Here is a 26,268-nt window from a genome sequence, read left to right as displayed (position 1 = left end):
GGGGTCCATCACGTGTCTCGGGTGTAGGGAGGCAGACACAAGCGCCGCCCCTCCCGTAGATATCCGGGAGGGGCGGCGTCGTCAAGCGGTGGAGCAGCGTGGAGCCGCTACTTCTTCGAGCGGTACCAGTCGATTAGTGAGTCTGTGGAGGAGTCACCGGATTCCGATTTTTCGGCACCGGTGACAGCGGGAAGCAGGTCACCGGCCTGCTTCTTCCCCAGCTCGACGCCCCACTGGTCGAAGCTGTTGATGCCCCAGATCACGCCCTGGGTGAAGGTGATGTGCTCGTAGAGGGCAATGAGGGAACCGAGGATGTAGGGGGTCAGTTCCTCGGCGAGGATCGTCGTGGAGGGGCGGTTACCGGGCATAACTTTGTGGGTGATCAGATGGTCCGGAACTCCCTCCGCCGCGATCTCCTCTTTGTTCTTGCCGAAGGCCAGAACCTTGGTCTGGGCGAAGAAGTTGCTCATCAGTAGGTCGTGCATGCTGCCCGTGCCGTCTGCGGTCGGAAGATCCTGCTTCGGGTGGGCGAAACCGATGAAGTCCGCAGGTACGATGCGGGTGCCCTGGTGCATGAGCTGGTAGAAGGCGTGTTGTCCGTTGGTTCCGGGTTCGCCCCAGTAGATCTCACCGGTGGGGCAGTTCACGGTTGCTCCGTCGATGCGGACGGATTTGCCGTTGGACTCCATCGTCAGTTGCTGTAGATATGCCGGGAATCGGGACATGTCCTCCGCGTAGGGCAAGACGGCGTGCGTGCTCGCCCGGTGGAAGTCGCCGTACCAGACACCGAATAGGCCCATGAGTGCGGGGATGTTCTCCCGGACCGGTGCGGTGCGGAAGTGTACGTCCATGTCATGGAACCCCTCGAGGAAGCGCATGAAGTCCATCGGGCCGATGACCGCCATGAGGGACAATCCGATGGCGGAATCGACGGAGTAGCGGCCTCCGACCCAATCCCAGAAACCGAACATGTTGTTCGTGTCGATGCCGAATTCGGCGACCTTCTCCGCGTTGGTGGATACGGCGACGAAGTGCTTGGCGACGGCCGACTCGTCACCGTCGAAGGCATCGAGGAGCCAACGCTTCGCGGCGTGTGCGTTGGCGAGGGTTTCCTGGGTGGTGAAGGTCTTGGAGGCCACAATGAACAGGGTGGAGCCGGGGTCGAGATCTTCAAGGGTGGCGCTCATGTCGGCGGGATCGACGTTGGAGACGAACCGCGCGCTGATACCTGCGGTGGCGTAGGTGCGTAGCGCCTTGACAGCCATGGCGGGGCCGAGATCGGAACCGCCGATGCCGATGTTGACGACGGTCTTTATGGTGTGGCCGGTATGCCCGAGCCATTCACCGGAACGCAGTGCGTGACAGAAATCCCGCATTCGTCCGAGTACCTCGTGGACGTCAGCGGCGACGTCCTGATCGTCGACGATGAGATCATCCTCGACGGGCATGCGCAGAGCCGTGTGGAGCACCGCGCGGTCCTCGGTGTTGTTGATGTGCTCACCGGTGAACATCGCCTCCGTGCGCCCCTTGAGGTCGGCTGCATCGGCGAGTTCCACCAGAAGGTCGACGGTCTCGTCGGAGACGAGGTTCTTCGACAGGTCGACGTGCAGTCCGGCGGCGTCGATGGTGTATGTCTCGGCCCGCTCGGGATTCTCGGCGAACAGGTTCCGGAGGTTGGTGCCGGCGAAGTTCCGGTAGTGTTCGGCGAGTGCCTTCCATTGGGGGGTGGTGGTGATGTCGTTGGCCATGGACGTCTCCTTACAGGGATGTCGGTCGCCGGGGTCGGTGTCGGGCACCCCGTCCACTCTCAGTGACGGGGTGTGCCCGTGGGCCGGTCCCGGTGTCGTCTTTACACCCCCACGTTAGTCGTTATCGGGCTGGTGAGGCAGTACTGTTCTCGAGCGGGACGCCGCCGGATTTCGGGTGGGAATGCAATACCCGCAACAGGGGGTTTGGAAACCGTTCGCCAGGAACCCCGAGTCGGGGAAAAGCTACTACGCAATAGTGGAAAAACGGGCATAGTGGGGGCATGTCTGATTCCGGAATGAACATAGAAAACCTCATCGCTCAAGCTCCCAGGAGACTATTCATCGACGGAGCATTCGTTGATTCCTCCGATGGCGGGACTTTCGATGTGACTAACCCATCCGACGGTTCCACTCTGGCGACGGTGGCTTCCGCGTCGAAGGATGATGCGCGCCGGGCATTGGACTCGGCGGTTGCCGTCCAGGATGACTGGGCTGCGACACCTGCCCGGGAGCGTTCCGAGATCCTCTACCGAGCCAACAGGCTCGTACTGGACCACACCGAGGAGCTCGCGTACCTCCAGTCCGCTGAACTCGGCCGTGCTCTGCCTGATTCTCGTGGTGAAGTAGCCTACGGCGCGGAATTTTTCCGTTGGTTTGCGGAGGAAGCTGTGAGGATCACGGGGGACTACCGGCACAGTCCGTCCGGGAACGCGCGAATACTGGTCACCCGGCAGCCTGTAGGACCGAGCCTCGCGGTCACGCCATGGAACTTTCCGCTCGCGATGGGAACCCGGAAGCTGGGACCGGCTCTGGCAGCCGGGTGCACGATGATCATCAAGCCTGCTTCGAAGACCCCATTGACGATGCTGTACCTGGCGAAGCTGTTGTCGGAGGCCGGTGTCCCGGATGGGGTTGTCTCAGTGTTACCCACGGCGAAGGCGTCCAATGTGTCTGCGCTTCTGGAGGATCCGCGCCTGCGCAAACTGACGTTTACCGGTTCCACGGACGTGGGGCAGATGCTGGCGGCGAAGGCCGCGGAAAACACGATGCGGGTTTCTCTGGAACTCGGCGGGAATGCCCCCTATGTGGTGTTCGATGATGCCGACTTGGACACGGCTGTCGAGGCCGTGGCAACGGCGAAGATGCGTGGTGCGGGACAGGTCTGCATCGCCGCGAACCGGTTCCTCGTTCATTCTGCGGTGAAGGATGATTTTGTCGCCGGCGTCGTCGAGAAGATGAGGGGATTCACCGTGGGCCGCGGAACCGATCCGGAGACCACGGTCGGACCGTTGTCCGGGGATGACCAGGTGGAGACGGTGACCTGCCTCGTCGAGGACGCCAAAGCAAAGGGTGCGAATGTGCTTCTCGGTGGAGATCGCTCCGTGCTCCACGATGTGCCCGAGGGAGGGAGTTTTTATCCGCCGACCGTGCTCACCGACGCCCCGGAATCCGCGGAGATCCGTTCGGCGGAAATATTCGGTCCCGTTGTCTCAGTGATTTCCTTCGACTCGGATGAGGAAGCTATCCGGCTGGCCAACGACACACCCTTCGGTCTGGCGGCTTACGTGTTCTCGGAGAATCTCGCCCGTGCGCTGAATGCAGCGGAGAAGATCCAGGCAGGAATGGTTGCCGTCAACAAGGGGGCACTCTCAGATCCGGCCGCCCCCTTCGGAGGGGTCAAACAGTCGGGGCTGGGACGTGAGGGCGGTTTCGAGGGGATCGATGAGTTTCTGGAGACGAAACTGATTTCCCTGCCCAACTGATATGCGCGGCAGACGATGATCCCCACCACCTCCTGGTGAGGTGGTGGGGATCATCGGTTCTGGACCGCTACGTTCCCATTAGAGACAGTAGGTCGAGGGGATCCTACTGGTGGCGCTTCTCGACATCACCGTCGGTGTCGACGTCGATGCGTTCTTCGCGGACTTCCTCGGACACGACGTGGGTGTCGGTCACGGTCTCCTTGTTCAGGGAGATCTTCTCCACCGGGACGACGTCCTTGTCGACGGTGACGCGCTCCTGGTGGAGGATGAGCTCGGCTTCCTGCTCGTTGATCCGGGAATCACCGAGGCGTGCGGCTTCCTCTGCGGAGATGGGCTCACGCTCGATGCGCACCTCTTCACGGGACACGGGAACTTCAATGTTCTCGGTGTCGGTGACGACGTACTTGCGCAGACGGACTCGACCTGCTTCCTCGGAGTGCTTGCGCACGTTGAGCTGCTCTTCGGAGCGGACGATGTGTTCGTCGACATCGGTGGTGGCGGTGCGGGCCTCGGCAGCCGCGGCACGATGATTATCGGCGTCGGCGCTTTCGCCCGTGGTGGCGCCGGATGTCAGACCGTAGTGGCGAAACAGGGTGTTCTCCTGTTCGGGGGTGAGTCCTTCGTCGGAATCGTCGATGTTCGGGGCATCGCTGATGGCGTCCTTGGTGTGGGCGAGGTGTAGTTCTTCACCGTTCAGACGTGCACCCTCGAGCGGAACCAATGAGCTGCTCATCCCGAACAGGCCGGTGTTGACGGCCACGAAGGTGGGCTCTTTGGTCTGATCGTCCACGAACATCTGGCTGACGCTTCCGACCTTTTCGCCGGTGCTGTCGAACGCGGTGGCGTTGAGAACTGCATCAATAAAGGTCTTGTCCATACTGGATGTACTCCTTGGGTAGTGGCTACTGAACGTGAGGTGCGTGAATATTCTTCAGATCTGTGGATGGCATATTAATGCTTAAAAATCAGGCTCTGAAGTTCGGTCACGTTCGCCACTGTAGCTGAGGTTTTGCACATAAAGTTGGGTTAATGTCGTTCACTAAGGGTGTCTGACGTGCTGTTTTTGTCGAATAAAAACACCATAACCAGCGACGTCTCCGAAATGTATCAGTTTGATATCACCTTCGATGAGGTGTGTTTGGTTGCGGCGATCCTGTGATTCTTGGATCGGGCATGTTGGTGCTGTCTCATGTGCATGTTTGACTTATTGTGTCGAAGCTATTGTCGTATGCTCAATGGTACATATGGGAATGCACGGCTTGTTCACGGTTTGTGTTCATGACGGGTGGGCTCCACCTCGTCTAATGATGAGATAGTATTCACAGAACTGCATTTATGCATTTATGTGTGATCTTGGCGGTCGGGTGTGCATTCCCGGGTACTTCCCCCGTCGCGGTATCGGACAGGGCAAGCATTGACAGCGGTGTGTGGGGCCGGAAGAGTGAGGGATATGAGTGAAGGACGCGAGAACCAGGTACGCCTCGATACGGAGCTTCTGGATGAGCTCCGAGAGTGTGCACGGCGACATAACGCCGAGGTCGGTTCACTGATCGAACATGTTCTCCGCGAATATGTGCGACTCGAACGAGTCGCGGAACTTCGTTTCCGCTCCGGAGACGGGGACCGTGACTTTACGTCGTGGCGTGAGCAGCTCGACTTCCTGCATCGCCGGGCACGTGGTGGAGAGGATGAGGATCCCCAGCTCGCCACGGAAGGGACATGATCCCCTCCGGATTGGTTCTGGAGGGGATCAGCCGAGTTTTCCGCGCCCCATCCGCAGGAGAATTCCCGCGAGGGCGGGCCCTTCTTCACCGATCTCATCGCGGAACTGGTTGATGATGGCGACCTCGCGGCGGTGCACGAGTCTGGTTCCGCCTGAACCCATCCTGGTCTTGCCGATTGCCTGGGAGATTTCGCGGCGGCGTTTCACCGCCGCGATAATCTCGCTGTCGAGTCTGTCGATTTCCTGCCGGTAGCGCTGGATCTCGGCATCGGAGAGCGGGTCGTCGGTCCCGGAGGGGCTGCGGATCTCGAAACGTTCGGCATCAGTGTTCATGGTGCGTATTCTGCCACGTGGTTCCCGGAAGGGTTCTTTTTCACCGCCGCTGAGAGAGTCCGGGAGGGCGGTCGTGGAGGTGTCTCCGGGGATGTCCGGTACGGACTGTAAGTTGGAGGAATTATGAGCACCCAGTCCGATGGAACCCAGTCCTTATCCCCGTTTCACTCCGGTGCCGGGGTACCGGCCTCCGGCAGCGATGATCCGGGGCATCATTCCGGTCGAAGTGGTGCCGATGCCTTCGGCTCACCGACGGATCTCGTTGAAGGTCTCAACGATCAGCAGCGCGCCGCCGTCGAGCACGTCGGGGCGCCGTTACTGATCGTGGCGGGGGCAGGGTCGGGGAAGACCGCGGTGCTCACACGACGCATCGCCTACCTCCTAGCCCATCGGGGGGTGCACCCGGGGCAGATCCTCGCCATCACCTTCACCAACAAGGCTGCGACCGAGATGCGTGAGCGTGTCCGGGCACTGGTCGGGCCTTCCGCGGAGCGGATGTGGGTGTCCACGTTCCATTCCACCTGTGTGCGTATCCTGCGTCAGCAGGCGGCGTTGGTGGACGGACTCAACACCAACTTCAGCATCTACGATTCGGATGATTCTCGCAGGCTCCTCGGAATGATCGCGAAGGACATGAGTCTGGACGCCAAAAAATTCGCCCCGCGCGCCCTGGCCAACGCCATCTCCAGTCTGAAGAACGAACTCGTCGATCCTGCGGATGCCGCGGCAGAGGCGTCACAGTCGGCTGATCGCTTCGGTATGACCGTTGCAGAGGTGTATGCCGAGTATCAGGCGCGGCTGCGTCGCTCCAATGCCGTTGATTTTGATGATCTCATCGGTGAAGTCGTGGGGCTTCTCGCAAGTCATCCGGAGGTCGCCGAGTACTACCGTCGGCGCTTCCGTCACGTGCTCATCGATGAGTACCAGGACACCAACCATGCTCAGTATCGCTTGGTCTCCGAGCTTGTCGGGCGGGTGGAAGCGGAAGGGCCTCATTCGGTTCCACCGAGTGAACTGTGCGTCGTCGGTGACGCGGACCAGTCCATCTACGCCTTCCGTGGGGCCACGATCCGGAATATCGAGGAATTTGAGCGGGACTATCCGGAGGCCCGGACAATCCTTCTCGAGCAGAACTACCGTTCGACACAGACAATCCTCTCCGCCGCGAATGCCGTCATCGCCCGGAACGCGGGAAGGCGGGAGAAGAAACTGTGGACGGCACTCGGAGAAGGGGAACCCATCGTCGGGTATGTCGCCGACAATGAGCACGATGAGGCCCGGTTCATCGCTTCGGAGATCGATGCCCTCATTGATCGGGGCCTGAACTACTCCGATATCGCGGTGATGTATCGAACGAACAACGCCTCCCGTGCACTGGAAGAGGTGTTCATCCGTTCCGGTGTGCCCTACCGTGTCGTCGGTGGAACACGGTTTTACGAACGCAAGGAGATCCGGGACATCATCGCCTACCTCAAGGTGCTGGACAATCCCGACGACACGGTGAGTCTGCGCAGGATCATTAACACTCCTCGCCGTGGTATCGGTGACCGGGCACAGGCGTTTGTCGCACTGCACGCCGACACCAACCGCATCAGCTTCCACCGTGCGCTTATCGACGCCGCGGCGGGTGAGGTCGACATGCTTGGAGTGCGTGGGCGGAACGCCGTGGCAGGCTTCGTAAACCTGTTGAACGAACTCCGGGAGGTCGGGACGAAATCGGTCAACGCCGAGACCCGGATGCCGGATCTGGGGGAGCTCATCACTGAGGTCTGCACCCGCACCGGCTATATCGCGGAACTGGAGAAGTCGAGTGATCCGCAAGATGCGACTCGGCTGGACAACCTGAAGGAACTCACTGCCGTGGCACGGGAGTTCTCCAGTGATGCCGCGATGCGGATCGCTTACGCAGAGATGGACGGCGGCAGCTATGAGACGGAAACCGGTGAACCTGAGCCGGGTAGCCTGCAGGCGTTTCTTGAACGGGTCTCACTCGTGGCGGACGCCGATCAGATCCCCGATGACGACCAGGGTGTCGTCACCCTCATGACTCTGCATACCGCGAAAGGACTCGAATTTCCGGTCGTGTTCGTCACTGGATGGGAAGACGGCCAGTTTCCGCACCTGCGTTCTCTCGGTGACCCCCGGGAGCTTGCGGAGGAACGACGTCTCGCCTATGTGGGGATCACGCGTGCCCGTAGGCGCCTTTACCTGACGCGTGCAGTGTTACGCAGTTCATGGGGTAACCCCATGACGAATCCTCCGTCGCGGTTCCTCGCAGAGATCCCTACAGAACTCGTCGACTGGCGCCGTGAAGAACCCGAAGGCAGCGCAGGAAATGGTGTCTGGGGCAGTACTCGGGGCAGCGGATACCGTTCCCATAACGGGCGTCCAGGCGCTGCTGCCGGAGATGGGCGCAGTTCCTCGCGCCTTCGGTCATCGGGCGCCGGGCGACCGGTACTCAAGCTCACGGTGGGAGACCGGGTCAATCACGATAAGTACGGTCTGGGAACGGTAACGGAGATTGCGCCAGTCGGGGCTTACGATTCCGCGACGATCGATTTCGGATCTTCCGGCACTGTACGGCTCATGCTCATGGCAGGTCTGCCGATGGAGAAACTCTGACATCCCGGTGTTTCCATGCGGGAGAACGTCGGACAGATGAGGGAAATGGTGTCCTCCAAGTCCGGCGGCTTTCTGCACTGCGACGAGTCTGACGAAAAGAGTGAGGGGGAACGAAAAGGCACGTCAACGAAATATTCGTGACGTGCCTGAAGAGAAAAAGGTCGACGAACTATCTCCGTTTTAGAGGAAGATACCGCGCTCAGCGAGCCAGGGGAGGGGATCGATCGCTGCACCACCGTTGGGGTGAACCTCGAAGTGGACGTGAACACCGGTGGAGAAACCACGTGATCCCATGCCCGCGATCCGCTGTCCAGCAGAAACCTGTTGGCCCACGGAAACATCGATGGTTTCCATGTGCCCGTATACGGTGACCGTTCCGTCAGCATGTTGAATGCGAACCCATTGTCCGAAGCCGGATGCTGGTCCGGCATCGATCACGGTCCCGTCCTCCACAGCCATGATGGGGGTACCGAGAGCGTTGGCGATATCCACACCAGCGTGAACGGTTCCCCAGCGGGGGCCGAAAGTGGAGGTCAGTGTGCCGTGTGCCGGAACAGAACTCTTCGGGGCTCGAGCCGCGAGATCCGCGGCGATACGCTCAGCGTTGTACTGGATGGCCTTGTTGAGCTGCTCAGCCAAGTTGTCGATCGGCTTGAACTCCGCGATGTTGAGAATCTGAGGTGCTTCAGAACTTCCGAGGATCGGGCCTACGGAATCGGCGACCAGTGTGTAATCGGGGGATTCACTGTGTGCTTCAGATGCCGCAGCCGGATGGGTCGCATGGGCGGCGGCTGCACCACCTGCACCTGCAGTGGAGACAGCTCCGGTTGCGACGGCTACCAGGGCGATTCGGCTCTTGGCGTTGGATGAGACGGACTGCTTGCGATGCGCGCCTGCGGTCTTCCGCTGAGCCTGCTTGTGCATTGAGCCTTCTTCCGTCTTGTTCAACGCCACATCCATTGGGGATGTGACCGTCCCGTTACCTAACGCTTCACAACGATAACGGTTTGTTACAAACCTGGCAAGTCTTTCGAGCCTATTGTCTGTGAGGCTGGTCACCCCCGGGTGTGGGGGGTATGGCCTGGGGTTACATGTCAGACATGTTGTGTCGGAAGGTGAATCTTCCGCACGTAGTAACAGTACACGTTCACGTGCATTCGTGTGGCTGATCGCCGCAGATTATGGTTCCGAGATTTCGGACATCGACACAGCCCCCAGATCTTTTTTCGCAGATCTCCCCTGTGCAGTGCATAGAGCCTGGATGCTAACCCGGCCGTGTCAACGCCCCGGGAGACGGTCGGGATGGCACAGTTGGAGCGGTGAGCAGAAAGACACGTCAAAATCCTCGGCCGAACAGACCTTCCGCGCCTCGGAGTCGACCCCGGAGAAACGCATCCCCCACCAAGTCTCGGAGCACGCCAGTGGCTCCGGCTGGCGTGCGGAACCGGAAAGGGCTCCGGCAGCGTCTACGGGTATTCCTGCCCGTGGCCGTAATCCCCAATGTGGTGATCGTCGCTGTCGTGGTTCTCCTCGCGCTGTGCGCCTTGATATTCACGAACTCCGGTTTTGTGCCGCTAGCAGCTACCGTGGCGCAACTTTGGTTGGCGGTGAACCTTGCTCCGGTGGCCTCGGACTCGGTGATCCTCTCCCAGCTTCCGATGCTGCCCGCACTCGGGGTGATCTGGTTGGTTGCGCACCGGGTTCGGGCGGCGGTCCGGCACCGGATGTCTGTCGCCGATCTTGCCGTGCTCACCGGCTGTGTGATCATCGTCCCGATGCTCCTCACGGCAACGGCTGTGGTGATGCTCGTTGACGCCCGTCCCGTTCTTCCCGTCGAGGTTCCGCCACTCATCCCAGTTCTCGGGAGGGTCCTAGTACTGCACCTGAGTGCACTCGCGATCGGGATGGGGCCGAAGCTGTGGCATGCCCTCGCCAGGAAGTTCGGTGTTCCACCACTGGTGACCGATCCCGTAGTGCCCGCGATTCGGTTCCTGCTCGCTTTAGCCGCCGCAGGGCTTCTTCTCGTTCTGGTCTGTGCCTTCGCGCACCTTCACGTTCTGAATGACCTGTTCGCCACCTTCGGACGTACATCCGCAACCTTTGGGTTACTCGTCGTTAGTCTCCTTTACCTGCCTGATGCCGCTGTGGCCGGAGCAGGAGTCCTCGTCGGATCCGAGTTCCACCTCGGGGATGCCTCGGTGTCCCTCTATGGTGCGAACGTCGTCCCGCTGCCGCCGCTACCGATCCTCGCGGCCTTTCCGTCCGGGATGGATGGGTGGGCGCTCCTGCTCATTATCATTCCGCTGGTTCTGGCCGGAGTCATCGCCAGCAGGTACTGTGGCGCGAAGTTGAGGACCTGGCCGGAGATGGCTGTCGCCGGTCTGTGGGCGGGTTTCTTCACCCTCATCGTCGGATGGATGTCTGGGGGGGTCGTCGGCGTCTACGGGGCGAGTGGAGTGATGCTGATCTTCACTGCTGTCCTGGTATCCATCGAGTTTGCCGCAGTCGGGTTGGTAGTACTTGCAGTGACAGGTTTGCTTGACCGTCGAGCCGGGAGCCCCGGTACACCCGAGGATGAGGTAGCGGTGGAACCGCGAAAGAGCGAGGACTCGACCTCCGGGCAATCTGGAACGATCAATCCCGATGATGGTGACGCCGAACAGTGGAGGGCCACAGAGTCCCCGGAATCCGCCGATGTCGAGGATCTTGTCGCGGCAGGGGAAGAAGTCTCGGAAGATTCCCCCCGGGATGAAGATGAGTCACAGGTGGAGGAGTCTTCAACGCCAGATGACGTCAGCGATGATGACGACACACCGACATCCTGAGTGGTCGGTGTATCCGGGAAGACGCCGAAAAAGCAGTGGGTATACGCTGTCTTCCGCCCCCGGGTACTAACATTGTCGCGGTGACCGTAGACAGACAACTGACCAGAGTGGTGGTGCTCGCCTCCGGGACGGGAACCCTGCTGCAGGCGATCCTCGACGCAGCCGGCACACGCTACTGCGTTGTCGGTGTCGTCACCGACAGGCCCTGCGGGGCCGTAGAGCGTGCGAACGCCACAGGAACCCCCGTCCGGGTGGTTCCGTTTGACCGGGGCCGTCCACGGACGGACTGGGACGAAGAACTCAGGCAGGCCGTAGCGGGTATGTGCCCGGACCTCGTGGTTTCGGCCGGATTCATGAAGATTCTCGGGCACTGCTTTCTCGCGGACTTCCCGGAGCAGGTAATCAACACCCATCCAGCACTCCTACCCTCCTTTCCCGGGGCACACGCCGTACCGGATGCTCTCGCACACGGGGTGAAGCTCACCGGGTGCACGGTTCACCTCGTCGATGAAGGGGTCGACACGGGTCCTATCCTCGCGCAGGAAGCCGTTCACGTTCTGCCCGGCGACAACGTCGAGTCCCTCCACGAGCGCATCAAGTCTGTGGAACGCCGACTGATCGTCGAACTACTCGATGCGGTGGACCCCACGGACGTTCGTGGGGTCCAGCCCCCTTCTGGCACCCCCTCCGCCACACCGTGAGTTAACCCGGCACCTACGCTGGACAGCAACGACAAACCCTGAACGACCATGAAAGGCCCCCACAACAGCCATGAGCGACGATCGCAAGGCAATCACCCGCGCACTCATCAGCGTCTACGACAAGTCAGGTCTGGAGGAACTGGCACGGGCACTCGACACTGCGGGCGTCGAGATCGTCTCCACCGGATCGACCGCATCCCGGATCGCGGATGCCGGGATACCAGTCACCAGGGTGGAGGAACTTACAGAATTTCCTGAGTGTCTGGATGGTCGGGTCAAGACACTCCACCCCAGGGTGCACGCCGGTATTCTCGCTGATACCCGTCGACCGGAGCATCTCAATCAGTTGAGTGAGCTCGGTGTTTCCCCCTTCGAACTCGTGGTGGTCAACCTCTACCCGTTCACCGAGACCGTGGCCTCCGGTGCCGACTTCGACGCGTGCGTCGAGCAGATCGACATCGGGGGACCGTCGATGGTCCGGGCAGCCGCCAAGAACCATCCTTCCGTCGCCGTCGTCGTCGATCCTGCCCGCTACGGAGATGTCGCCCGCGCAGTCGCCGAAGGTGGATTCACCCGCGAGGAACGCAGGAAGCTCGCTGCAGCGGCATTCCGGCATACCGCAGACTATGACGTTGCTGTTGCCGGGTGGCTCACCGGTCAGACCGAACCCGGAGAGAACTTCCCTTCCTGGATCGGGTCGACTCACGTCCGTTCCGCCACGCTCCGCTACGGTGAGAACCCACATCAGGCCGCGGCGTTGTACAAGGATGTCGATGGTAGTGGGCTGGCGCAGGCGAAGCAGCTCCACGGCAAAGAAATGAGCTACAACAACTACACTGATTCTGATGCTGCCTGGCGGGCAGCGTGGGACCACGAGCGGCCTTGCGTCGCGATCATCAAGCACGCGAATCCCTGCGGAATCGCGGTCTCGGACGACTCGATCGCCGCAGCCCACCGTGCGGCGCACGCCTGTGACCCGGTCTCCGCGTTCGGTGGCGTGATCGCCGCGAACCGCGAGATCAGCGTAGAGATGGCAGAGCAGGTCGCCGAGATTTTCACCGAGGTTATTATTGCGCCTTCGTATGAGGAGGGGGCTGTGGAGGTGCTTTCGCGAAAGAAGAACATCCGTATCCTCGTCGCGGAGGAACCTGTTCGGGGGGGATTCGAGCAGCGCCAGATCTCAGGCGGTGTCCTCGTCCAGGAACGTGATCTGGTTCATGCCGAAGGGGATGATTCCGCAAACTGGACGCTCGCAGCGGGTGAAGCGGCAGATGAAGCGACACTCGCCGATCTCGTGTTCGCGTGGCGCGGCGTACGTGCCGTGAAGTCCAACGCCATCTTGCTCGCTGCTGACGGTGCGACCGTCGGTGTCGGTATGGGCCAGGTCAACCGTGTTGATTCCGCTCGGCTCGCGGTCCAGCGGGCGGGAGAGGACCGGGCCAGGGGAGCAGTCGCTGCATCGGATGCCTTCTTCCCCTTCGCCGACGGCTTCGAGGTGCTTGCTGAAGCAGGCGTCACTGCCGTGGTTCAGCCCGGGGGGTCGATCCGCGATGCTGAGGTCATCGAGGCCGCGACCCGTGCAGGAGTTACCATGTACCTCACCGGAGCCCGGCATTTCGCTCACTGATCCCCCAATTCCGGCGCCCGACACACGGTGACTCCGGCATAATGGCCGGAGAGAAGTCCCCATAGCCCGTGCGAGCGGCTTTCGGCCCGGCTCACCCCGGTCCGGGTATCCCGTGCGAGAGGAACGACCATGACCGGATCCAACGACCACGACGGCAGGCACCCCGTTATCGTAGGCCCAGCGCTTCTCTTCGCTCCGGCGAATCGCCCTGAACGGTTCGCCAGAGCCGCCGAGAGCGCCGACATGGTCATCCTCGACCTTGAAGATGGGGCGGGTTCGTGTTCCCGGGAGGACGGTCGCAGAAACATCGCCGAGTCGGGTCTGGACTCCGAACGCACGATCGTCCGGGTATGCGGCCCGAGTGACCCGGGATTCGTGGATGACGTCAGCGCCGTACGTGGTAGTCCGTACCGGACAGTGATCGTCCCGAAAATTATCGACCACGTCCCGGACGCCGTCAGGGGACTCAACGTCATAGCGCTCATCGAAACTCCGCAGGCTGTCCTCAATCTTGGGGAGCTCGCCGCTGACCCGGATGTTGTAGGACTGTACTGGGGGGCCGAGGATCTTTGCGCCTACCTCGGTGGAACCCATTCACGTTTCCAACCGGATGAGGGCGCTCCCGCGGACCGTCCGGGGCACTACCGGGATGCTTTGCGTCTGAGTCGTTCATTAATGCACCTGCACGCCGCAGCCGTCGGAAAATTCGTTGTGGACGCGGTACACGCGGACTTCCACGACGATCGTGGACTCTACGAGGAGGCTACCGATGCAGCCCGATCCGGTTTCGCAGCCACCGCCTGCATTCATCCCCGTCAAGTCGACGTCATCCGTCGTGCATACGCGCCTGAACCAGGTCAGCTCGCCCGTGCCCGATTGATCGTAAAGGAGGCAGCTCAGCATCCCGGCGCATTCAAGATTAACGGCGAGATGATTGATGCGCCTCTGATCGCACAAGCCCGACGTCTGGTCTCCCGAGCCGGATGAATCGGGCCACGGACCTGTCGCCACTCAATCGTCGGCGAGCAGTTCCAGAGTGCGGGCACTCCGGTCCTCCGGGGCGGTACCTCCGAGGACGGTGAGCGCGGCGTCCGCAAGCATCACGGCTGTCGACGGAAGTGTCTCCGTCGACAGTGGGAATGGGACAATACCGTCGTTGCTCCGCATCTCGGTCGCCGACTGGGCTAGATAGAACGGCAGTTCAATTCGCTGGTCACCACGACCGATGAGCTCAGCGGCCATCGAACGGAAGATCTCCTTCAGCTCCCGGTGCTGGGCATGGAACTCGGTGAATTCCTCCGATGATGCGATCGGAAGCTGGTAAAGACGACCTACATTCCATCGCGTCGACAAAAGCAATCGGGCTTCGGTGGCAACCAACGCCCAGAGCTTCTGCGCTGGACCGGCGTCAGAGGAATCGAGACGCTCCGCGAGGGCCAACGACGGTTCCACGGTGGACTGGAGAAGCGTCAGGAAAATTTCGGTCTTAGACGGAAAATGATAGTACAGGGATGCCTGCCTGATCCCCACGGCATCCGCAATCTGATGCGTCGAGGTGGTTGCAAATCCCTGTGTCGTGAACAGCTCCGCCGCCGCGTCGAGGATCTCCTCACGGGCGGTGCTACCCCGACGGCGGGGGCTGTTCTTACGTGGACGTCCCACGGCGCCAGCCATCTAGCTCACCCGCCTTTCCTTCTCGTTCACGGACCCCCAGAGTCTAGCCCGCGGAGAGTACACATATCCGCACCGGTGTCCCCGACTCATGCCCCCGTACCGCATTTCCACATATCCACTCCATGACGTTCCGCAGCGGACCGGGTTACGTCCGCGAGCATGCGACACGCAGCCCCGAACGTCGAACGCTGTAGTTGCGGCAGCATCTCAAGGGTTGTTGGTTCATCCTGGACGCGCTCGTGCCAGCGGGCAAGCGTCAATTCGAGACCCGCTTCCCAAACCTCCAGGAGATAATCGGCCTCTGTCGCCAGGAGAACGCCCGATCCGCGGGCTACACCAATACGCTCGATGACACGAGTCTCCCGGCACCCAGCGGCGATACCCGCCCACCGGACAAGCTGGCCGAGTGGGGTGAGCAACTGCTCTTGGACATCTATGGGGACATCCTTACGTGGCAGACCATCCCTCGACCGAACTGCGGGTGGACGGTGTGCGACAGCCTCTACGAGTAGGGGAGTGGGGTCCTTCAGTCGTTCGAGCACGGCGTCGGTGAACCACCCACCTGCGTCGGCGAACCATCCGAGAAGTTCCCCGTCACAGGTAGCCACCGCGGTGTCGATGCGTTTGGACCAGGTCAAACGGGACATGGGGGTAAGCTCCCCGGGGCACACCCCACGAAGGAGTCCTGCATCAGAGACGAGTCGCCCTAGGTTCACTGTGGGATCGGGCTCGGGGATGTCGTTAGAGGGCAACACAGTCAGCCAATGGAGCTCTGCGGTCGGAGTTCCGGATCCCCGACCGTATGGGCCGGTGACGATGACCTCAGCACCACCGGTGAGTGAAACGACACCGGGGCTGTGGAGGACATCGATCACGAGTTGGGTGTACCAGTTAGTGACCTCCACCACATCGACACCATGATCGAGAGCGTTCCGCAGTAAGTCGTGGGATTCGGTGAGGACACCACGAACCGTGGCTGCCGTGGTGCACAAGGGCGCCTGTTCGGCTAGGTCGTTGAGGGAATCATGCAGCACTGCAGCGGCCTCCGGGAGCAGGTGATGGGGAGCGTAATCTTCCGGCTCAATCTACCAGTAGCGGGTGGGTTTCCAAGAAGGAATCGGAAACCGGAAGCAGACACACGAAAACCGGCCCGCAAGCGCCACTACCCGGGGAAGGGGTGGTTGTTGCGGGCCGGTTGTTCACGTCAACGCAGTGTCGACGTTACTTTGGCCGTGTCACGAATGTCAGCGGCGAAAGTTCGCTGTCATCGCATAGTCGCCCGAGAAGGCGGCTGCGGAGGGGCCCAAAAGGAGGACCCGGATGAAATCTTGCCTAGCGGCTCGTGAACGGCAGGAGAGCCATTTCACGGGCATTCTTGACCGCGGTGGCGACCTGACGCTGCTGCTGCGGTGTCAGACCAGTGACCCGGCGTGAACGGATCTTGTGGCGGTCGGAGATGAACAGTCGAAGAGTGTCCACGTCTTTGTAGTCGACGCGATCGATCTTCGCGGCCTTGAGAGGGTTCTTCTTCGGGCGGCGGGATTGCTCCATCCGCGCCTTTTTCATGTTGGTGCGCTTCATATCGCTACTCCCTTACCAGCTTGACTTACGGACGCCCGGAAGCTCACCGCGGTGAGCCATTTCGCGGACGCGGACACGGGACAGACCGAACTTGCGGAGATAACCGCGGGGGCGACCGTCAGAGGCGTCACGGTTACGGACACGAACCGGGGAAGCGTCGCGCGGCTGGCGATTCAGCTCGTACTGTGCATCCATGCGCTCCTCGTCAGAGGAGTTCGGGTTCTTGATGATGGCCTTGAGCTCGTTGCGACGCTCCGCGAAGCGGGCGACGATTTCCTTGCGCTGCTCGTTCTTGGCGATCTTCGACTTCTTGGCCATGAATTATCGCTCCTCGCGGAATTCGACGTGCTTGCGGACGATTGGATCGAACTTCTTCAGCGTGATGCGATCGGGGTTGTTGCGCTTGTTCTTGCGCGTCACATAGGTGTAGCCGGTGCCCGCGGTGGACTTCAGCTTGATGATTGGACGGATGTCATTACGTGCCATCTTCTAGACCTTCTCTCCGCGAGCTCGGATACGGGCAACGACGACCTCGATGCCGTCGCGGTCAATGACCTTGATGCCCTTGGTGGACACGTTGAGCGTGATGGTCCGGCCCTCAGAGGGCAGGTAGTACTTGCGACGCTGCACGTTGGGATTCCAACGGCGGTTGGTGCGTCGGTGCGAGTGCGAGACGGACTTGCCGAAACCTGGCTTGCGTCCCGTGACCTGGCAAATAGCCGACATGGGTTTCTTTCTCCTAGCCGCCCGTCTACAACGCTGACCGCAGCCGCTCCGAGTTATTGACCTGGGTTAACAGGGGGGTATCGGGGCGCGGCCATGACAGTTGTGCGGGCGATAACGAATATTTCGACAACAGCAAGGGACAACCATACCGGGAAGGCCCGTTTTTGCCTAATTTTACCGGTGTGCCACCCATTCTTCGCCCACCTTCTCCGTTTCTCGGCGGTGGGATCGGGCGGGGTCTGCTTGGCTTCCATCTACGGTCAAGGGTATTCAACCTCGGCGGCGGCGGATCTTCGGCGCTTGGGATGACGACGGAGTAAATTGACTCTATTGCTTTTTGGTGCACTTCACGACTAGAATAGGCGGGTCGAATTGAATCCGTCGTTTGATCCACCTGATTCCCGCGGGGATCGTTTGGAGGGTTGACGTACGGCAGTGATTCACCTACCCGGTTTTCCGGAATGGTGCGCCATTGCCGGTCCAGGATTTCGGTCTTCGGCGTTCTACGTTGTAGGATTCACCGATGCATACACGGCTACGTCCAGGTATGCCCCGAGATCGGCCTTTGTGGTCTGACTGTTGGGGTATCACCAGCGTGGACGGGTGCGGCGCCGGTTCATTCGGATGACGTCGCTCGTCGAGGTGGCGTGGCAGGCCTGCGGGCACCGTTAGTACCAGTATCTGTTAGCGGCTGCATACCGCGCTTCCAGCGCGCCAGTACGCCGATCAGCACACGTACGTGATCTTAAAGGGATGAGAATGAAGAAGGATATCCACCCCGACTACCACCCGGTGGTCTTCCAGGATGCGGGCACGGGTCACAAGTTCCTGACCCGTTCCACCGCAAAGAGCCAGCGCACCGTTGAGTGGGAGGACGGCAACGAGTACCCACTCATCGTCGTCGACGTCACCAGCGAGTCGCACCCGTTCTGGACCGGTGCCCAGCGTGTCATGGATACCGCCGGTCGTGTCGAGAAGTTCCAGCGTCGCTACGGGTCCCGTGCCCGGCGCACTAAAAAGGCTTAGAGGAGGGAATAGAAAATGGCAGTTCCGAAGCGTCGTATGTCCCGTGCGAACACGCACCACCGTCGTTCTCAGTGGAAGGCCGACAATGTCGCCCTCCAGGAGGTCAAGATTGACGGCCGTGAGCACCTGATCCCGCGCCGCCTGGTCAAGGCTGCGCAGATGGGGCTGGTCGAGGTCGAGCAGTTCTGATCTGACGGTCCATCGGCTCCGGCTGATCGAGTAATAATGAAAGCCGCCCCTGTGCCTCCACGGTGCAGGGGCGGCTTTCGTTGTGTCGTAGGTGTGGGTTCTAGAGCAGGTGTGGCCCGAGAAGCGGTCGAAAACGTGATCCACGGAGGTTTCGGGCCTCATTCAGTTCTATTTCCGCATGTCACGGCCAGTCACATCTGCTGCGCAGGAGATGTTCAGCGAAACCACATCCGTTCAAGGCACAATGGGAGACATGAAGATTCTGGTTGTAGATGATGAACAGGCGGTTCGTGAATCGCTACGGCGTTCGCTTTCCTTCAACGGTTACGATGTCGTACTTGCGGAAGATGGGGAAGCTGCGCTTGACCTGATCACCAAGGAACAGCCCGATCTCGTGATTCTTGATGTGATGATGCCGAAAGTCGACGGTCTCGAGGTCTGCAGGAGCCTTCGCTCCACCGGCGATGACCGTCCCATCCTCGTCCTGACCGCCCGTGACGGTGTCTCCGACCGGGTAGCGGGTCTCGATGCCGGAGCGGATGACTATCTCCCCAAGCCCTTCGCTCTCGAGGAACTTCTTGCACGGGTGCGCTCGTTGCTGCGCCGAGCTGCTGCAGACGCCGTCAACAGCACGGGTTCTCAGGAACTCGAGTTCCTGGATCTTCGGTTGGACCCCGATACTCGTGATGTGACGAGAGGTGAGCGCCCGATCAGTTTGACCCGGACCGAGTTCGCGCTTCTCGAGCTTCTCATGAGCAATCCCCGGCGAGTTCTGTCACGCGCATCCATTCTGGAGGAGGTCTGGGGATACGACTTCCCGACGTCGGGCAATGCACTTGAGGTCTACATTGGATATCTGCGGCGTAAAACCGAGGCTGACGGTGAGCCGAGGCTGATCCACACGGTCCGAGGTGTCGGTTACGTTCTGCGGGAGACAGCTCCGTGATTCTTCGCACGCCGACGCCGGATTCCGGCCCGGCGGCAGTGGGGGACAGCTCTCCGGACCCCCTCGAGCACACACACGTCGGCTGGTCACGGCGTGCACCGCTCCGTTGGCAACTCTCGATGGTCACCGCGCTCATGGTTGCGGTGGCCGTCGGCGTGATGACCCTCGTCGCCTATTGGACGGTGTCCACCTCGCTGACCCAACATGTCGATGAAGAGCTGGAGGAAAAGGCCTCATCGCTGCTGCAGAACAGTTTCGACCCGGCTTTTGTCTACAACCCTGATGTTGAGGTTGCCACTTTCAAAACATACAACCCCGACATCAGGGTCGCCTACTATCCGCCTGGATCGGTGAAGCCGATCGGCGACAATATTCCGATTCTGGGTGAGGTGTACGTACTTCAGGGCACCCGAGAGATGTCCGTACGAAGTAGTGGCGAGGAACGAATTCTCGCTGCGCGCAACAAGATCGGTGCGACCGTAATCCTGGCCCAGGACATGCGTGGGACCCATCAACTGATCTCCTCACTCGGACTCGTTCTCCTCCTCATAGGGGGGATAGGTGTGCTCATTGCCATCGCGGCGGGCATGGTGGTGGCCACCACCGGTTTACGGCCGGTGAGTCGCCTCCGGCAGGCCGTCGACTACGTCGCGCGCACCGACGACCTGCGCCCCATCACTGTGGTCGGTAATGATGAACTGGCGCAGCTCACCCGGAGTTTCAACGGTATGCTGGCCGCGCTGTCGGCATCGAGACGTCGGCAGGCGGAGCTGGTGGCGGATGCCGGGCATGAGCTCAAGACTCCGTTGACGAGTCTGCGCACCAACATCGAACTTCTGATGATGGTGGACCGGCAGGGTGGGGCCTCGATCAGTCAGCAGGACCGTCGGGACCTTGAACGGGACGTTATTGCGCAGATCGAGGAACTGTCGACCTTGATCGGCGATCTGGTTGATCTTGCACGTGAGGATGGGCCGCAGCAGATTGTCGAGTGCGTCGATCTTGTCGAATGCATGGAAACCTCACTGGAGCGGGTTCGACGCCGCCGTCCTGATGTAACCTTCACGTTCCGTTCAACACCGTGGTTCCTCTACGGCGATCCGTTCGCACTGGGTAGAGCGACGCTCAACCTCATGGATAATGCCGCGAAATGGTCGCCGGAAGGGGGAGAGGTACGGATTGACATGGAACAGATCCGGGACGGTGTCATGGAGATCCGGTTCTCGGATTCCGGCCCCGGTATCCCGGTAGAGGACCGCCAGAAGGTCTTCGAGAGGTTCTACCGGTCCATCGCGGCCCGTAGTATGCCGGGTTCCGGACTTGGGCTCGCGATTGTCGCCCAGGTTATCGCGAGGCATGCGGGAACCATCGTTGCTGAAGAGTCTGACGATGGAGGTGCGATGATGCGGGTGACGCTTCCCGGTGTTGCAAGCGTCGAGGGAGACCGCGGTGTCTGACCGGAGACGCATGGGACATGCAGGGGGCTCACAGGTGGGGTACAGAAACAAGGACGATAATCAGATCTATGAACGATGACGAGAGTTTTGGTGGAAAACCCGTGACAGATGATGTAGACGGCTACCCGGATGATCGAACTGACGTGAAGTCCACTGGAGCGTCCCCAGGATCACAGCGATGGGGCGGCATCGACCGGCAGTCGGCCGTAGGAGACACCTCTCCGTATTCGCGGCCGTCCGATTCGTGCGAGGGTCAGCCTTATGCTGGTCACGCTGAAATTGGATGCACCACCCCCGCTCCCCGGCAGTTTCGCAGGCACCGCTCCAGGAAGAGCCGTGGCCTCGGGGTCATTCCGGTCACGGCGCTCATGCTGACGACAGCGATCCTCACCGGGACGATCACCGGGGTCGTGGTCAGCCAGAACAATCAGGCGATGATTCCCGAAGCGCCGAAGGTGAACGCGCTCAATGAACCGGCCGCACGGCGAACCAGTCTGCCTGCCGCCGGAAGTGTGGAAGAGGTCGCCGCCAGAGTACTTCCAGCGGTGGTCTCCATTGACGTCACCGGGCCGCGTAAAGCTGGTGAGGGCTCGGGATCGATTATCTCCGCCGACGGAATGATCTTGACCAACAATCATGTCGTGACCGGGGTTGGAGAGCCCTCAGAGATTAGGGTGACTCTGAACGACGGTAGGTCTTTTCCGGCGGACATCGTCGCTGCTGATGCGCAGACCGACATTGCCGTCATCAAGCTTCGGGATGCCACTGACCTGCCGGTGATGAGCTTCGGGAACTCGGATGATCTCGCGGTCGGTGAGCAGGTAATTGCTATAGGATCACCCCTCGGGCTCAGCGCCACGGTGACCACCGGCATAGTCTCTGCACTGAACCGTCCGGTGCGTGCTGGTGGTGATCGTGGCGAATCCTCACTCATCGATGCGATCCAGACCGATGCCGCGATCAATCCCGGGAATTCGGGCGGCCCGCTGGTGAATATGGAGGGACAGTTGGTGGGAATGAACTCTGTCATCGCTTCGACCGCCAGCGGTGCGGAGGCGGGATCCATCGGTCTTGGATTCGCGATTCCCGTCAACCAGGCGCGTCGCATCGCCCAGCAGCTCATCGACACTGGAGAAGTTACCCATCCACTCCTGGGGGTTCTTCTCGCATCACAGTCGCGTTACCGGGGTGCTCTCATTGAGTCGACGACTCCCGGGGGACCTGCGGAGTCAGCCGGTCTCCGTCCGGGAGAAATTGTGATCAAGGTCAATGACAGGATTATCGATAGTAATGACGCGCTGATCGCTACGATCCGGTCCCATGAATTCGGGGAGACCGTCACTCTGAAGGTTGCGGATCCGGAGAATGGAACGAGCCGTGACGTTGAAGTCACCTTGACCGGAAACTGATCCGGCAAGGCAGCAACCCCGGAAAGAAATGATCAATAGACGTCGTTGGCTCCGAGAAAGTACACTCCTAGAACATGGACAACAACCTGGCTCCCGACAACTCCGCTCTCGATGATTTTGGTGAGCCGGACCCGGAATTTCTTAAGGCGTCTGAAGGAAACCGGCCGCTTCCCGCTCCCAGGCGGGCACTCGTGGTTCTGGTAACGGACAGGACTGCCGACGACCGGGACGACACGGACAGGTTAGTCACGGAGTTGTTGCAGGAGGATCACTTCACGGTCGATGCCGTGGTGAAGGTGACCTCCACGAAGAATGACATCCGGAAGGCGATAGAGACAGCCGTCGTCGGTGGAGCCGATCTGGTTATCACCGTGGGTGGCACAGGTGTTGGTCCCAGGGACAAGGCTCCGGATGCCACGAGGGCTGTCCTCGATCAGATTCTTCCCGGTGTGGCGCAGGCGCTGCGTGCATCTGGTCTTGCGTGCGGCGCCATCGACGCAGGTACTTCTCGCGGTATAGCCGGCGTCTCGGGGTCAACCGTGATCGTGAACCTTGCTGCCTCACGCGCGGCCATCCGTGACGGTATGGCCACACTTGGTCCCTTGGTGCACCACGTCATCGATCAGCTCCAGGCGTGGTCGGTGGACTAGATAAGGTGGCTCCCTCGCAATCACCGCGACGTAGAGTGGTTCGACGTTCCACTGCACTGAATATCGACCGTTCCGTCGACCGTGCGGCGGTCACTCGTCGAATCACAGGCATCCCTGAACACGGCAGATCCGATGTGTCAGCGGACGGGGGTTTCGACGAAGCCTACTGGCGGAGTCAACGTCCGCCGCACTGGGGTTAACGTGGGCTTTCATCTGTAGAGTTTCGGCGCTGCTCTTTGAGCAGATCACGGATCTCCGTGAGCAGTTCGACTTCCACGGGGGCGGGGGTCTCTTCTTCTTCCTTGTTGGAACGCGCGGCTTGGAGCTCTTTGATCCTGTTCATCGGGGCAACGAGTACGAAATAAATCACGGCCGCGATGATGAGGAAGTTGATTGCCGCGGTGATGATAGCTCCGATGTCGATGAACGTCGCGGGGTTACCCGGGCGGAGGTGGAAGCCGAAGCCCGCGTAGTCGGTCCCACCGAAGACCGCCAGCAACGGATTGATGAGATGGTTCGAGAATGAGGTGACAATCGCGGTAAATGCGGAACCGATGACGACGGCGACCGCGAGATCGACGACGTTCCCGCGCAGGATGAAATTCTTGAAACCGTTCAGCATGAGAGTTCTAGGCTCCTCGATCGGGGAAATATATGAGTTATGTCACCATCTACGTAGAGGTATCGAAGGCAACGACAACACTCTAGCCCCGGTGACCTCCTTTCACTCTCATCCGGCCCGCGCTCCCGTCAGTACCACGGCAACTGGGGCGGTCAATGCGGCAGAGGCAACCATCCGTGCATCCTCCTCTGGCAGTGCGAGCAGCACCGTAGCCGGATCTTTGGCACGTTTGCCTGTTGGATCTCCTGCGAGCACGACGCGTGCCCCCTCTGCAATGACCCGGAAACCCCGTCTCACCCCGGTGTCAGGGGGCGTTGTGTCTTCGGCAACCAGAACCGTCACTGTGTCACCGTGTCCGAGAAACGGAATCACCGATGAATCGGAGAGTCTCAGGGGGACGAGTGTCGGTGTTCCCCGGCGTGGATCGGTATCTAGACCGTCGATCATTCGTGCAGTCAGCTCAGGGCCCACGAGTAGTGTCTCCGTGAGGATCTGCCCGGGATCGGCGGACACCACGATGATTCGCCCTACACCAGCCTCAATCTCGGTGAGTCCGCCGGGGGGAAGTAAACTCGCGGGGATCCTCCGCCGCTCCAGATCATCCCGGCCGAGTTCCGTGCCGGCTGTCACGGGGCGCGAGATCACGACTCCCCAGGGGTCGGTGCTCCGCAGGGAGGACAATGCGGTGAGGGCTGCCAGGAGAACGAGGACCAGCGCCATCACCTGACGTACCGTGCGGTGGCGCCGCCACCCCGGGGTTTTGATCGCCATGATGGTGGTTCGGAGCACGGAGGCGGATTCGGTTGACGATGAATGCAGACCGGGTCTGACAGGGAATCTCATACCCGTCAGACCATCTGGCTACCGTCAGGGTTCCCCGTGATCCCGGGTTGGCGAACAGAATCGAACCCCCTCGGGGGTGAGGACACCATCCACCGGAACATCATGCGACTCCGAAGGGATCGTGTCGAGCAATTCCCAGTGGTGGAGTACTGCGATCACGGTGCATCGGGTGTGGTCGAGGTCCGCGAGTGCGCGGTCGTAGTAGCCCGCTCCTCTACCGAGGCGTATCCCGTTCCGGGCGCAGGCCAGTGCCGGGCAAAAGATGAGAACGGTGTTTCCCGGGACTGATCCCGACCGCGGACCGGTGGGCTCGGTGATCCCGAAACGTCCGCGTCGCAGCTCCTTGACCGATGAGCACCTGCCCCAGTCCAGGTGTCCACCGGATCCGCTGACCGGGAGCCAGAGCTCGGATGTCACCGACAACAATCCCTGGACGAGAAGGTCTCCACCGGGCTCGTCGGGCATCGGGGAATAAGCGGCGACGGAATCCGGCTGATTCAGCCGTACCAGTCGCGCGGCTTCGGCGGTGAGCCGTTCGTTGAACGACCTGCGGTTGTCGGGCCGCAGTGCCTTCCGGGCAGCAAGTAGCCTGCTCCTTAGCTGATTCTTCGACTCGCCGACCTCTCCGGGTGGACTTTCCGGGAGCCGGTTAATCGTGTTCTCCATGTCCATCCACTTTAATCTCCGAATGAGGTACTCACCGGCTCCGCGTTGCCTGGTTCGCCGCGCGGTGCCGGTAGGCTCAAGGTATGAGCAAGCCGACGAAATTGCACAAACATGCGGTGAAGACGGTCGTCGTTCCCGCAGCGGGACTTGGCACCCGTTTCCTGCCAGCGACCAAGACCGTTCCCAAAGAACTGCTCCCGGTTGTTGATACCCCCGGTATCGAACTGATCGCCGAGGAAGCGGCGGAACTGGGGGCCACGCGGCTTGCAGTGATCACCGCCCCGAACAAGAAGGGGGTGCTCGCACACTTCCGGGAGCATCCCGACCTGGAGAAGGCTCTTGAAGAACGCGGTAAGGAGGAACATCTGGCGAAGGTGCGCCGGGCGCCGTCATTGATCCGTGCCGTCCCCGTTGAGCAGTGCGAACCACTGGGACTCGGTCATGCTGTCGGGCTTGCTGAGGATGTCCTGGACGGGGACGAGGATGTGGTCGCGGTGATGCTTCCCGACGATCTGGTTCTTCCCACAGGCGTGATGGAGCGCATGGCCGAGGTCCGCGCTGAACGCGGTGGCAGCGTACTCTGCGCCTTCCAGGTGGAGCCCGACCAAGTGAGCAACTACGGGGTGTTCGACATCGAGGAAATCGATGGTGGATCCCACGACGTGAAGCGGGTCCTCGGCATGGTGGAGAAGCCGATGCAGGAGGAAGCGCCCTCAACTTTCGTAGCCACCGGCAGATACCTACTGGACAGGGCGATCTTCGACGCCCTCCGAAGGATCGAGCCCGGTAAAGGTGGGGAACTACAGCTCACCGATGCGATCGAACTACTGATCACCGAGGGGCATCCCGTCCACATCGTCATCCATGAGGGACGCCGACACGATCTGGGTAACCCAGGCGGTTACATCCGCGCTTGCGTGGACTACGGTATCCACCACCCGGAGTATGGTCCTTCCCTGCGTCGATGGGTGGCCGAACTCCTCGACTCGGAGTAACCACCGACAAGTGGCACGTGGACAGCGGGAGGGTACGTGCCACCGTCCGTCCCGCCCACCGGTGGATGACGTCATGGAGAAAACCCCGCCGCATTACAATTACGGCGGAATGACGCGGTGATCGAACCCGCGTCCGTCGGGA

27 protein-coding genes are annotated in these 26,268 nt (G+C 60.9%); 14 read left to right on the top strand and 13 right to left on the bottom strand.

Annotated features, from left to right (window positions below; all coding sequences use genetic code 11):
• Window positions 1–107: 107 nt before the first annotated feature.
• Entirely contained in the window at window positions 108–1,748 is a 1,641-nt protein-coding gene (pgi, locus tag QWU44_RS08830; RefSeq protein WP_370915305.1) for a glucose-6-phosphate isomerase, read from the bottom strand.
• A 281-nt stretch (window positions 1,749–2,029) separates the two neighbouring features.
• On the opposite strand from pgi, the gene QWU44_RS08825 reads away from it, so the two are divergent.
• The gene (locus QWU44_RS08825) at window positions 2,030–3,511 is read left to right on the top strand and encodes an NAD-dependent succinate-semialdehyde dehydrogenase (protein WP_370915304.1); all 1,482 of its coding nucleotides are present in this window, start codon (window positions 2,030–2,032) and stop codon (window positions 3,509–3,511) included.
• 103 nt (window positions 3,512–3,614) lie between these two features.
• Here the strand turns inward: QWU44_RS08825 and QWU44_RS08820 are convergent, their stop codons facing one another.
• Window positions 3,615–4,388: a YsnF/AvaK domain-containing protein gene (locus QWU44_RS08820; protein WP_370915303.1), complete on the bottom strand. Its 774-nt coding sequence runs from the start codon at window positions 4,386–4,388 to the stop codon at window positions 3,615–3,617.
• 573 nt (window positions 4,389–4,961) lie between these two features.
• On the opposite strand from QWU44_RS08820, the gene QWU44_RS08815 reads away from it, so the two are divergent.
• Window positions 4,962–5,234, top strand: a complete 273-nt coding sequence (locus QWU44_RS08815) for a hypothetical protein (RefSeq protein WP_370915301.1) — start codon at window positions 4,962–4,964, stop codon at window positions 5,232–5,234.
• A 27-nt stretch (window positions 5,235–5,261) separates the two neighbouring features.
• Here QWU44_RS08815 and QWU44_RS08810 read toward each other — a convergent pair whose 3' ends face one another.
• Entirely contained in the window at window positions 5,262–5,567 is a 306-nt protein-coding gene (locus QWU44_RS08810) for a chorismate mutase (RefSeq protein WP_370915300.1), read from the bottom strand.
• Window positions 5,568–5,690: 123 nt separating this feature from the next.
• Between QWU44_RS08810 and QWU44_RS08805 the strand changes: the two genes are divergently transcribed.
• Window positions 5,691–8,189, top strand: a complete 2,499-nt coding sequence (locus QWU44_RS08805) for a UvrD-helicase domain-containing protein (RefSeq protein ID WP_370915299.1) — start codon at window positions 5,691–5,693, stop codon at window positions 8,187–8,189.
• A 180-nt stretch (window positions 8,190–8,369) separates the two neighbouring features.
• Here QWU44_RS08805 and QWU44_RS08800 read toward each other — a convergent pair whose 3' ends face one another.
• The gene (locus tag QWU44_RS08800; RefSeq protein ID WP_370915370.1) at window positions 8,370–9,113 is read right to left on the bottom strand and encodes a M23 family metallopeptidase; all 744 of its coding nucleotides are present in this window, start codon (window positions 9,111–9,113) and stop codon (window positions 8,370–8,372) included.
• Between the two features lie 497 nt (window positions 9,114–9,610).
• On the opposite strand from QWU44_RS08800, the gene QWU44_RS08795 reads away from it, so the two are divergent.
• The 4 genes from QWU44_RS08795 (at window position 9,611) to QWU44_RS08780 (ending at window position 14,329) form a co-directional block, all read left to right on the top strand.
• Window positions 9,611–11,014, top strand: a complete 1,404-nt coding sequence (locus QWU44_RS08795) for a DUF6350 family protein (RefSeq protein WP_370915298.1) — start codon at window positions 9,611–9,613, stop codon at window positions 11,012–11,014.
• Window positions 11,015–11,094: 80 nt separating this feature from the next.
• Window positions 11,095–11,715 (top strand): phosphoribosylglycinamide formyltransferase, encoded by a 621-nt coding sequence (gene purN / locus QWU44_RS08790; RefSeq protein ID WP_370915297.1) that lies wholly within the window; start codon window positions 11,095–11,097, stop codon window positions 11,713–11,715.
• A 70-nt stretch (window positions 11,716–11,785) separates the two neighbouring features.
• A complete protein-coding gene (purH, locus tag QWU44_RS08785; protein WP_370915296.1) occupies window positions 11,786–13,342 on the top strand; it encodes a bifunctional phosphoribosylaminoimidazolecarboxamide formyltransferase/IMP cyclohydrolase in 1,557 nt (518 codons plus the stop codon).
• Window positions 13,343–13,471: 129 nt separating this feature from the next.
• Window positions 13,472–14,329 carry a CoA ester lyase gene (locus tag QWU44_RS08780; protein ID WP_370915295.1) on the top strand — a complete coding sequence of 286 codons (858 nt, stop codon included), beginning with the start codon at window positions 13,472–13,474 and terminating at the stop codon, window positions 14,327–14,329.
• Between the two features lie 24 nt (window positions 14,330–14,353).
• Here QWU44_RS08780 and QWU44_RS08775 read toward each other — a convergent pair whose 3' ends face one another.
• The 6 genes from QWU44_RS08775 to rpmB form a co-directional block, all read right to left on the bottom strand.
• A complete protein-coding gene (locus tag QWU44_RS08775; RefSeq protein WP_370915294.1) occupies window positions 14,354–15,016 on the bottom strand; it encodes a TetR/AcrR family transcriptional regulator in 663 nt (220 codons plus the stop codon).
• Between the two features lie 86 nt (window positions 15,017–15,102).
• Complete coding sequence (locus QWU44_RS08770) at window positions 15,103–16,050, bottom strand: putative nucleotidyltransferase substrate binding domain-containing protein (RefSeq protein ID WP_370915293.1); 948 nt, start codon at window positions 16,048–16,050, stop codon at window positions 15,103–15,105.
• 298 nt (window positions 16,051–16,348) lie between these two features.
• Window positions 16,349–16,597: a 30S ribosomal protein S18 gene (rpsR, locus tag QWU44_RS08765; protein WP_370915292.1), complete on the bottom strand. Its 249-nt coding sequence runs from the start codon at window positions 16,595–16,597 to the stop codon at window positions 16,349–16,351.
• Window positions 16,598–16,609: 12 nt separating this feature from the next.
• Window positions 16,610–16,915, bottom strand: coding sequence for a 30S ribosomal protein S14 (rpsN, locus tag QWU44_RS08760; protein WP_370915291.1), 306 nt, complete (start codon window positions 16,913–16,915; stop codon window positions 16,610–16,612).
• A gap of 3 nt (window positions 16,916–16,918) precedes the next feature.
• Complete coding sequence (gene rpmG / locus QWU44_RS08755) at window positions 16,919–17,083, bottom strand: 50S ribosomal protein L33 (RefSeq protein WP_010187624.1); 165 nt, start codon at window positions 17,081–17,083, stop codon at window positions 16,919–16,921.
• 3 nt (window positions 17,084–17,086) lie between these two features.
• Window positions 17,087–17,323: a 50S ribosomal protein L28 gene (gene rpmB / locus QWU44_RS08750; RefSeq protein WP_198735422.1), complete on the bottom strand. Its 237-nt coding sequence runs from the start codon at window positions 17,321–17,323 to the stop codon at window positions 17,087–17,089.
• 759 nt (window positions 17,324–18,082) lie between these two features.
• Between rpmB and QWU44_RS08745 the strand changes: the two genes are divergently transcribed.
• The 6 genes from QWU44_RS08745 (at window position 18,083) to QWU44_RS08720 (ending at window position 23,000) form a co-directional block, all read left to right on the top strand.
• The gene (locus QWU44_RS08745) at window positions 18,083–18,349 is read left to right on the top strand and encodes a type B 50S ribosomal protein L31 (RefSeq protein WP_370915290.1); all 267 of its coding nucleotides are present in this window, start codon (window positions 18,083–18,085) and stop codon (window positions 18,347–18,349) included.
• A gap of 15 nt (window positions 18,350–18,364) precedes the next feature.
• Window positions 18,365–18,538, top strand: coding sequence for a 50S ribosomal protein L32 (gene rpmF, locus QWU44_RS08740; protein WP_370915289.1), 174 nt, complete (start codon window positions 18,365–18,367; stop codon window positions 18,536–18,538).
• Window positions 18,539–18,791: 253 nt separating this feature from the next.
• A complete protein-coding gene (locus tag QWU44_RS08735; RefSeq protein ID WP_370915288.1) occupies window positions 18,792–19,484 on the top strand; it encodes a response regulator transcription factor in 693 nt (230 codons plus the stop codon).
• A complete protein-coding gene (locus tag QWU44_RS08730) occupies window positions 19,481–20,941 on the top strand; it encodes an ATP-binding protein (RefSeq protein WP_370915287.1) in 1,461 nt (486 codons plus the stop codon). The genes QWU44_RS08735 and QWU44_RS08730 overlap by 4 nt, the downstream gene beginning before the upstream one ends.
• 101 nt (window positions 20,942–21,042) lie before the next feature.
• Window positions 21,043–22,350 (top strand): S1C family serine protease, encoded by a 1,308-nt coding sequence (locus QWU44_RS08725; protein WP_370915286.1) that lies wholly within the window; start codon window positions 21,043–21,045, stop codon window positions 22,348–22,350.
• A gap of 74 nt (window positions 22,351–22,424) precedes the next feature.
• Entirely contained in the window at window positions 22,425–23,000 is a 576-nt protein-coding gene (locus QWU44_RS08720) for a molybdenum cofactor biosynthesis protein B (RefSeq protein ID WP_370915285.1), read from the top strand.
• A gap of 196 nt (window positions 23,001–23,196) precedes the next feature.
• Here the strand turns inward: QWU44_RS08720 and mscL are convergent, their stop codons facing one another.
• From mscL to QWU44_RS08705, 3 genes are all read right to left on the bottom strand, one after another.
• Window positions 23,197–23,622, bottom strand: coding sequence for a large conductance mechanosensitive channel protein MscL (gene mscL / locus QWU44_RS08715; protein ID WP_370915284.1), 426 nt, complete (start codon window positions 23,620–23,622; stop codon window positions 23,197–23,199).
• Window positions 23,623–23,730: 108 nt separating this feature from the next.
• The gene (locus tag QWU44_RS08710; RefSeq protein ID WP_370915283.1) at window positions 23,731–24,411 is read right to left on the bottom strand and encodes an SAF domain-containing protein; all 681 of its coding nucleotides are present in this window, start codon (window positions 24,409–24,411) and stop codon (window positions 23,731–23,733) included.
• A 78-nt stretch (window positions 24,412–24,489) separates the two neighbouring features.
• Entirely contained in the window at window positions 24,490–25,131 is a 642-nt protein-coding gene (locus tag QWU44_RS08705; RefSeq protein WP_370915282.1) for a 5-formyltetrahydrofolate cyclo-ligase, read from the bottom strand.
• Window positions 25,132–25,214: 83 nt separating this feature from the next.
• Between QWU44_RS08705 and QWU44_RS08700 the strand changes: the two genes are divergently transcribed.
• Window positions 25,215–26,126: a UTP--glucose-1-phosphate uridylyltransferase gene (locus QWU44_RS08700; RefSeq protein ID WP_370915281.1), complete on the top strand. Its 912-nt coding sequence runs from the start codon at window positions 25,215–25,217 to the stop codon at window positions 26,124–26,126.
• Window positions 26,127–26,268: the final 142 nt, after the last annotated feature.

This window comes from Corynebacterium sp. CCM 9203 (genome assembly GCF_041357675.1).
GTDB lineage: Bacteria > Actinomycetota > Actinomycetes > Mycobacteriales > Mycobacteriaceae > Corynebacterium.
Note: the sequence above shows the minus strand (reverse complement) of the source record. Positions and strands in the feature narration are given on the sequence as shown.

Coding starts and splice junctions, on each gene's coding strand:
- QWU44_RS08805 (WP_370915299.1), top strand. CDS start 5,691: ATGAGCACCCAGTCCGATGGAACCCAGTCCTTATCCCCGTTTCACTCC.
- rpmB (WP_198735422.1), bottom strand. CDS start 17,323: ATGTCGGCTATTTGCCAGGTCACGGGACGCAAGCCAGGTTTCGGCAAG.
- QWU44_RS08820 (WP_370915303.1), bottom strand. CDS start 4,388: ATGGACAAGACCTTTATTGATGCAGTTCTCAACGCCACCGCGTTCGAC.
- QWU44_RS08780 (WP_370915295.1), top strand. CDS start 13,472: ATGACCGGATCCAACGACCACGACGGCAGGCACCCCGTTATCGTAGGC.
- rpsR (WP_370915292.1), bottom strand. CDS start 16,597: ATGAAGCGCACCAACATGAAAAAGGCGCGGATGGAGCAATCCCGCCGC.
- QWU44_RS08815 (WP_370915301.1), top strand. CDS start 4,962: ATGAGTGAAGGACGCGAGAACCAGGTACGCCTCGATACGGAGCTTCTG.
- rpmG (WP_010187624.1), bottom strand. CDS start 17,083: ATGGCACGTAATGACATCCGTCCAATCATCAAGCTGAAGTCCACCGCG.
- rpsN (WP_370915291.1), bottom strand. CDS start 16,915: ATGGCCAAGAAGTCGAAGATCGCCAAGAACGAGCAGCGCAAGGAAATC.
- QWU44_RS08700 (WP_370915281.1), top strand. CDS start 25,215: ATGAGCAAGCCGACGAAATTGCACAAACATGCGGTGAAGACGGTCGTC.
- QWU44_RS08720 (WP_370915285.1), top strand. CDS start 22,425: ATGGACAACAACCTGGCTCCCGACAACTCCGCTCTCGATGATTTTGGT.
- pgi (WP_370915305.1), bottom strand. CDS start 1,748: ATGGCCAACGACATCACCACCACCCCCCAATGGAAGGCACTCGCCGAA.
- QWU44_RS08825 (WP_370915304.1), top strand. CDS start 2,030: ATGTCTGATTCCGGAATGAACATAGAAAACCTCATCGCTCAAGCTCCC.
- rpmF (WP_370915289.1), top strand. CDS start 18,365: ATGGCAGTTCCGAAGCGTCGTATGTCCCGTGCGAACACGCACCACCGT.
- QWU44_RS08705 (WP_370915282.1), bottom strand. CDS start 25,131: ATGGAGAACACGATTAACCGGCTCCCGGAAAGTCCACCCGGAGAGGTC.
- QWU44_RS08775 (WP_370915294.1), bottom strand. CDS start 15,016: ATGGCTGGCGCCGTGGGACGTCCACGTAAGAACAGCCCCCGCCGTCGG.
- QWU44_RS08735 (WP_370915288.1), top strand. CDS start 18,792: ATGAAGATTCTGGTTGTAGATGATGAACAGGCGGTTCGTGAATCGCTA.
- QWU44_RS08745 (WP_370915290.1), top strand. CDS start 18,083: ATGAAGAAGGATATCCACCCCGACTACCACCCGGTGGTCTTCCAGGAT.
- QWU44_RS08810 (WP_370915300.1), bottom strand. CDS start 5,567: ATGAACACTGATGCCGAACGTTTCGAGATCCGCAGCCCCTCCGGGACC.
- QWU44_RS08800 (WP_370915370.1), bottom strand. CDS start 9,113: ATGCACAAGCAGGCTCAGCGGAAGACCGCAGGCGCGCATCGCAAGCAG.
- mscL (WP_370915284.1), bottom strand. CDS start 23,622: ATGCTGAACGGTTTCAAGAATTTCATCCTGCGCGGGAACGTCGTCGAT.
- purH (WP_370915296.1), top strand. CDS start 11,786: ATGAGCGACGATCGCAAGGCAATCACCCGCGCACTCATCAGCGTCTAC.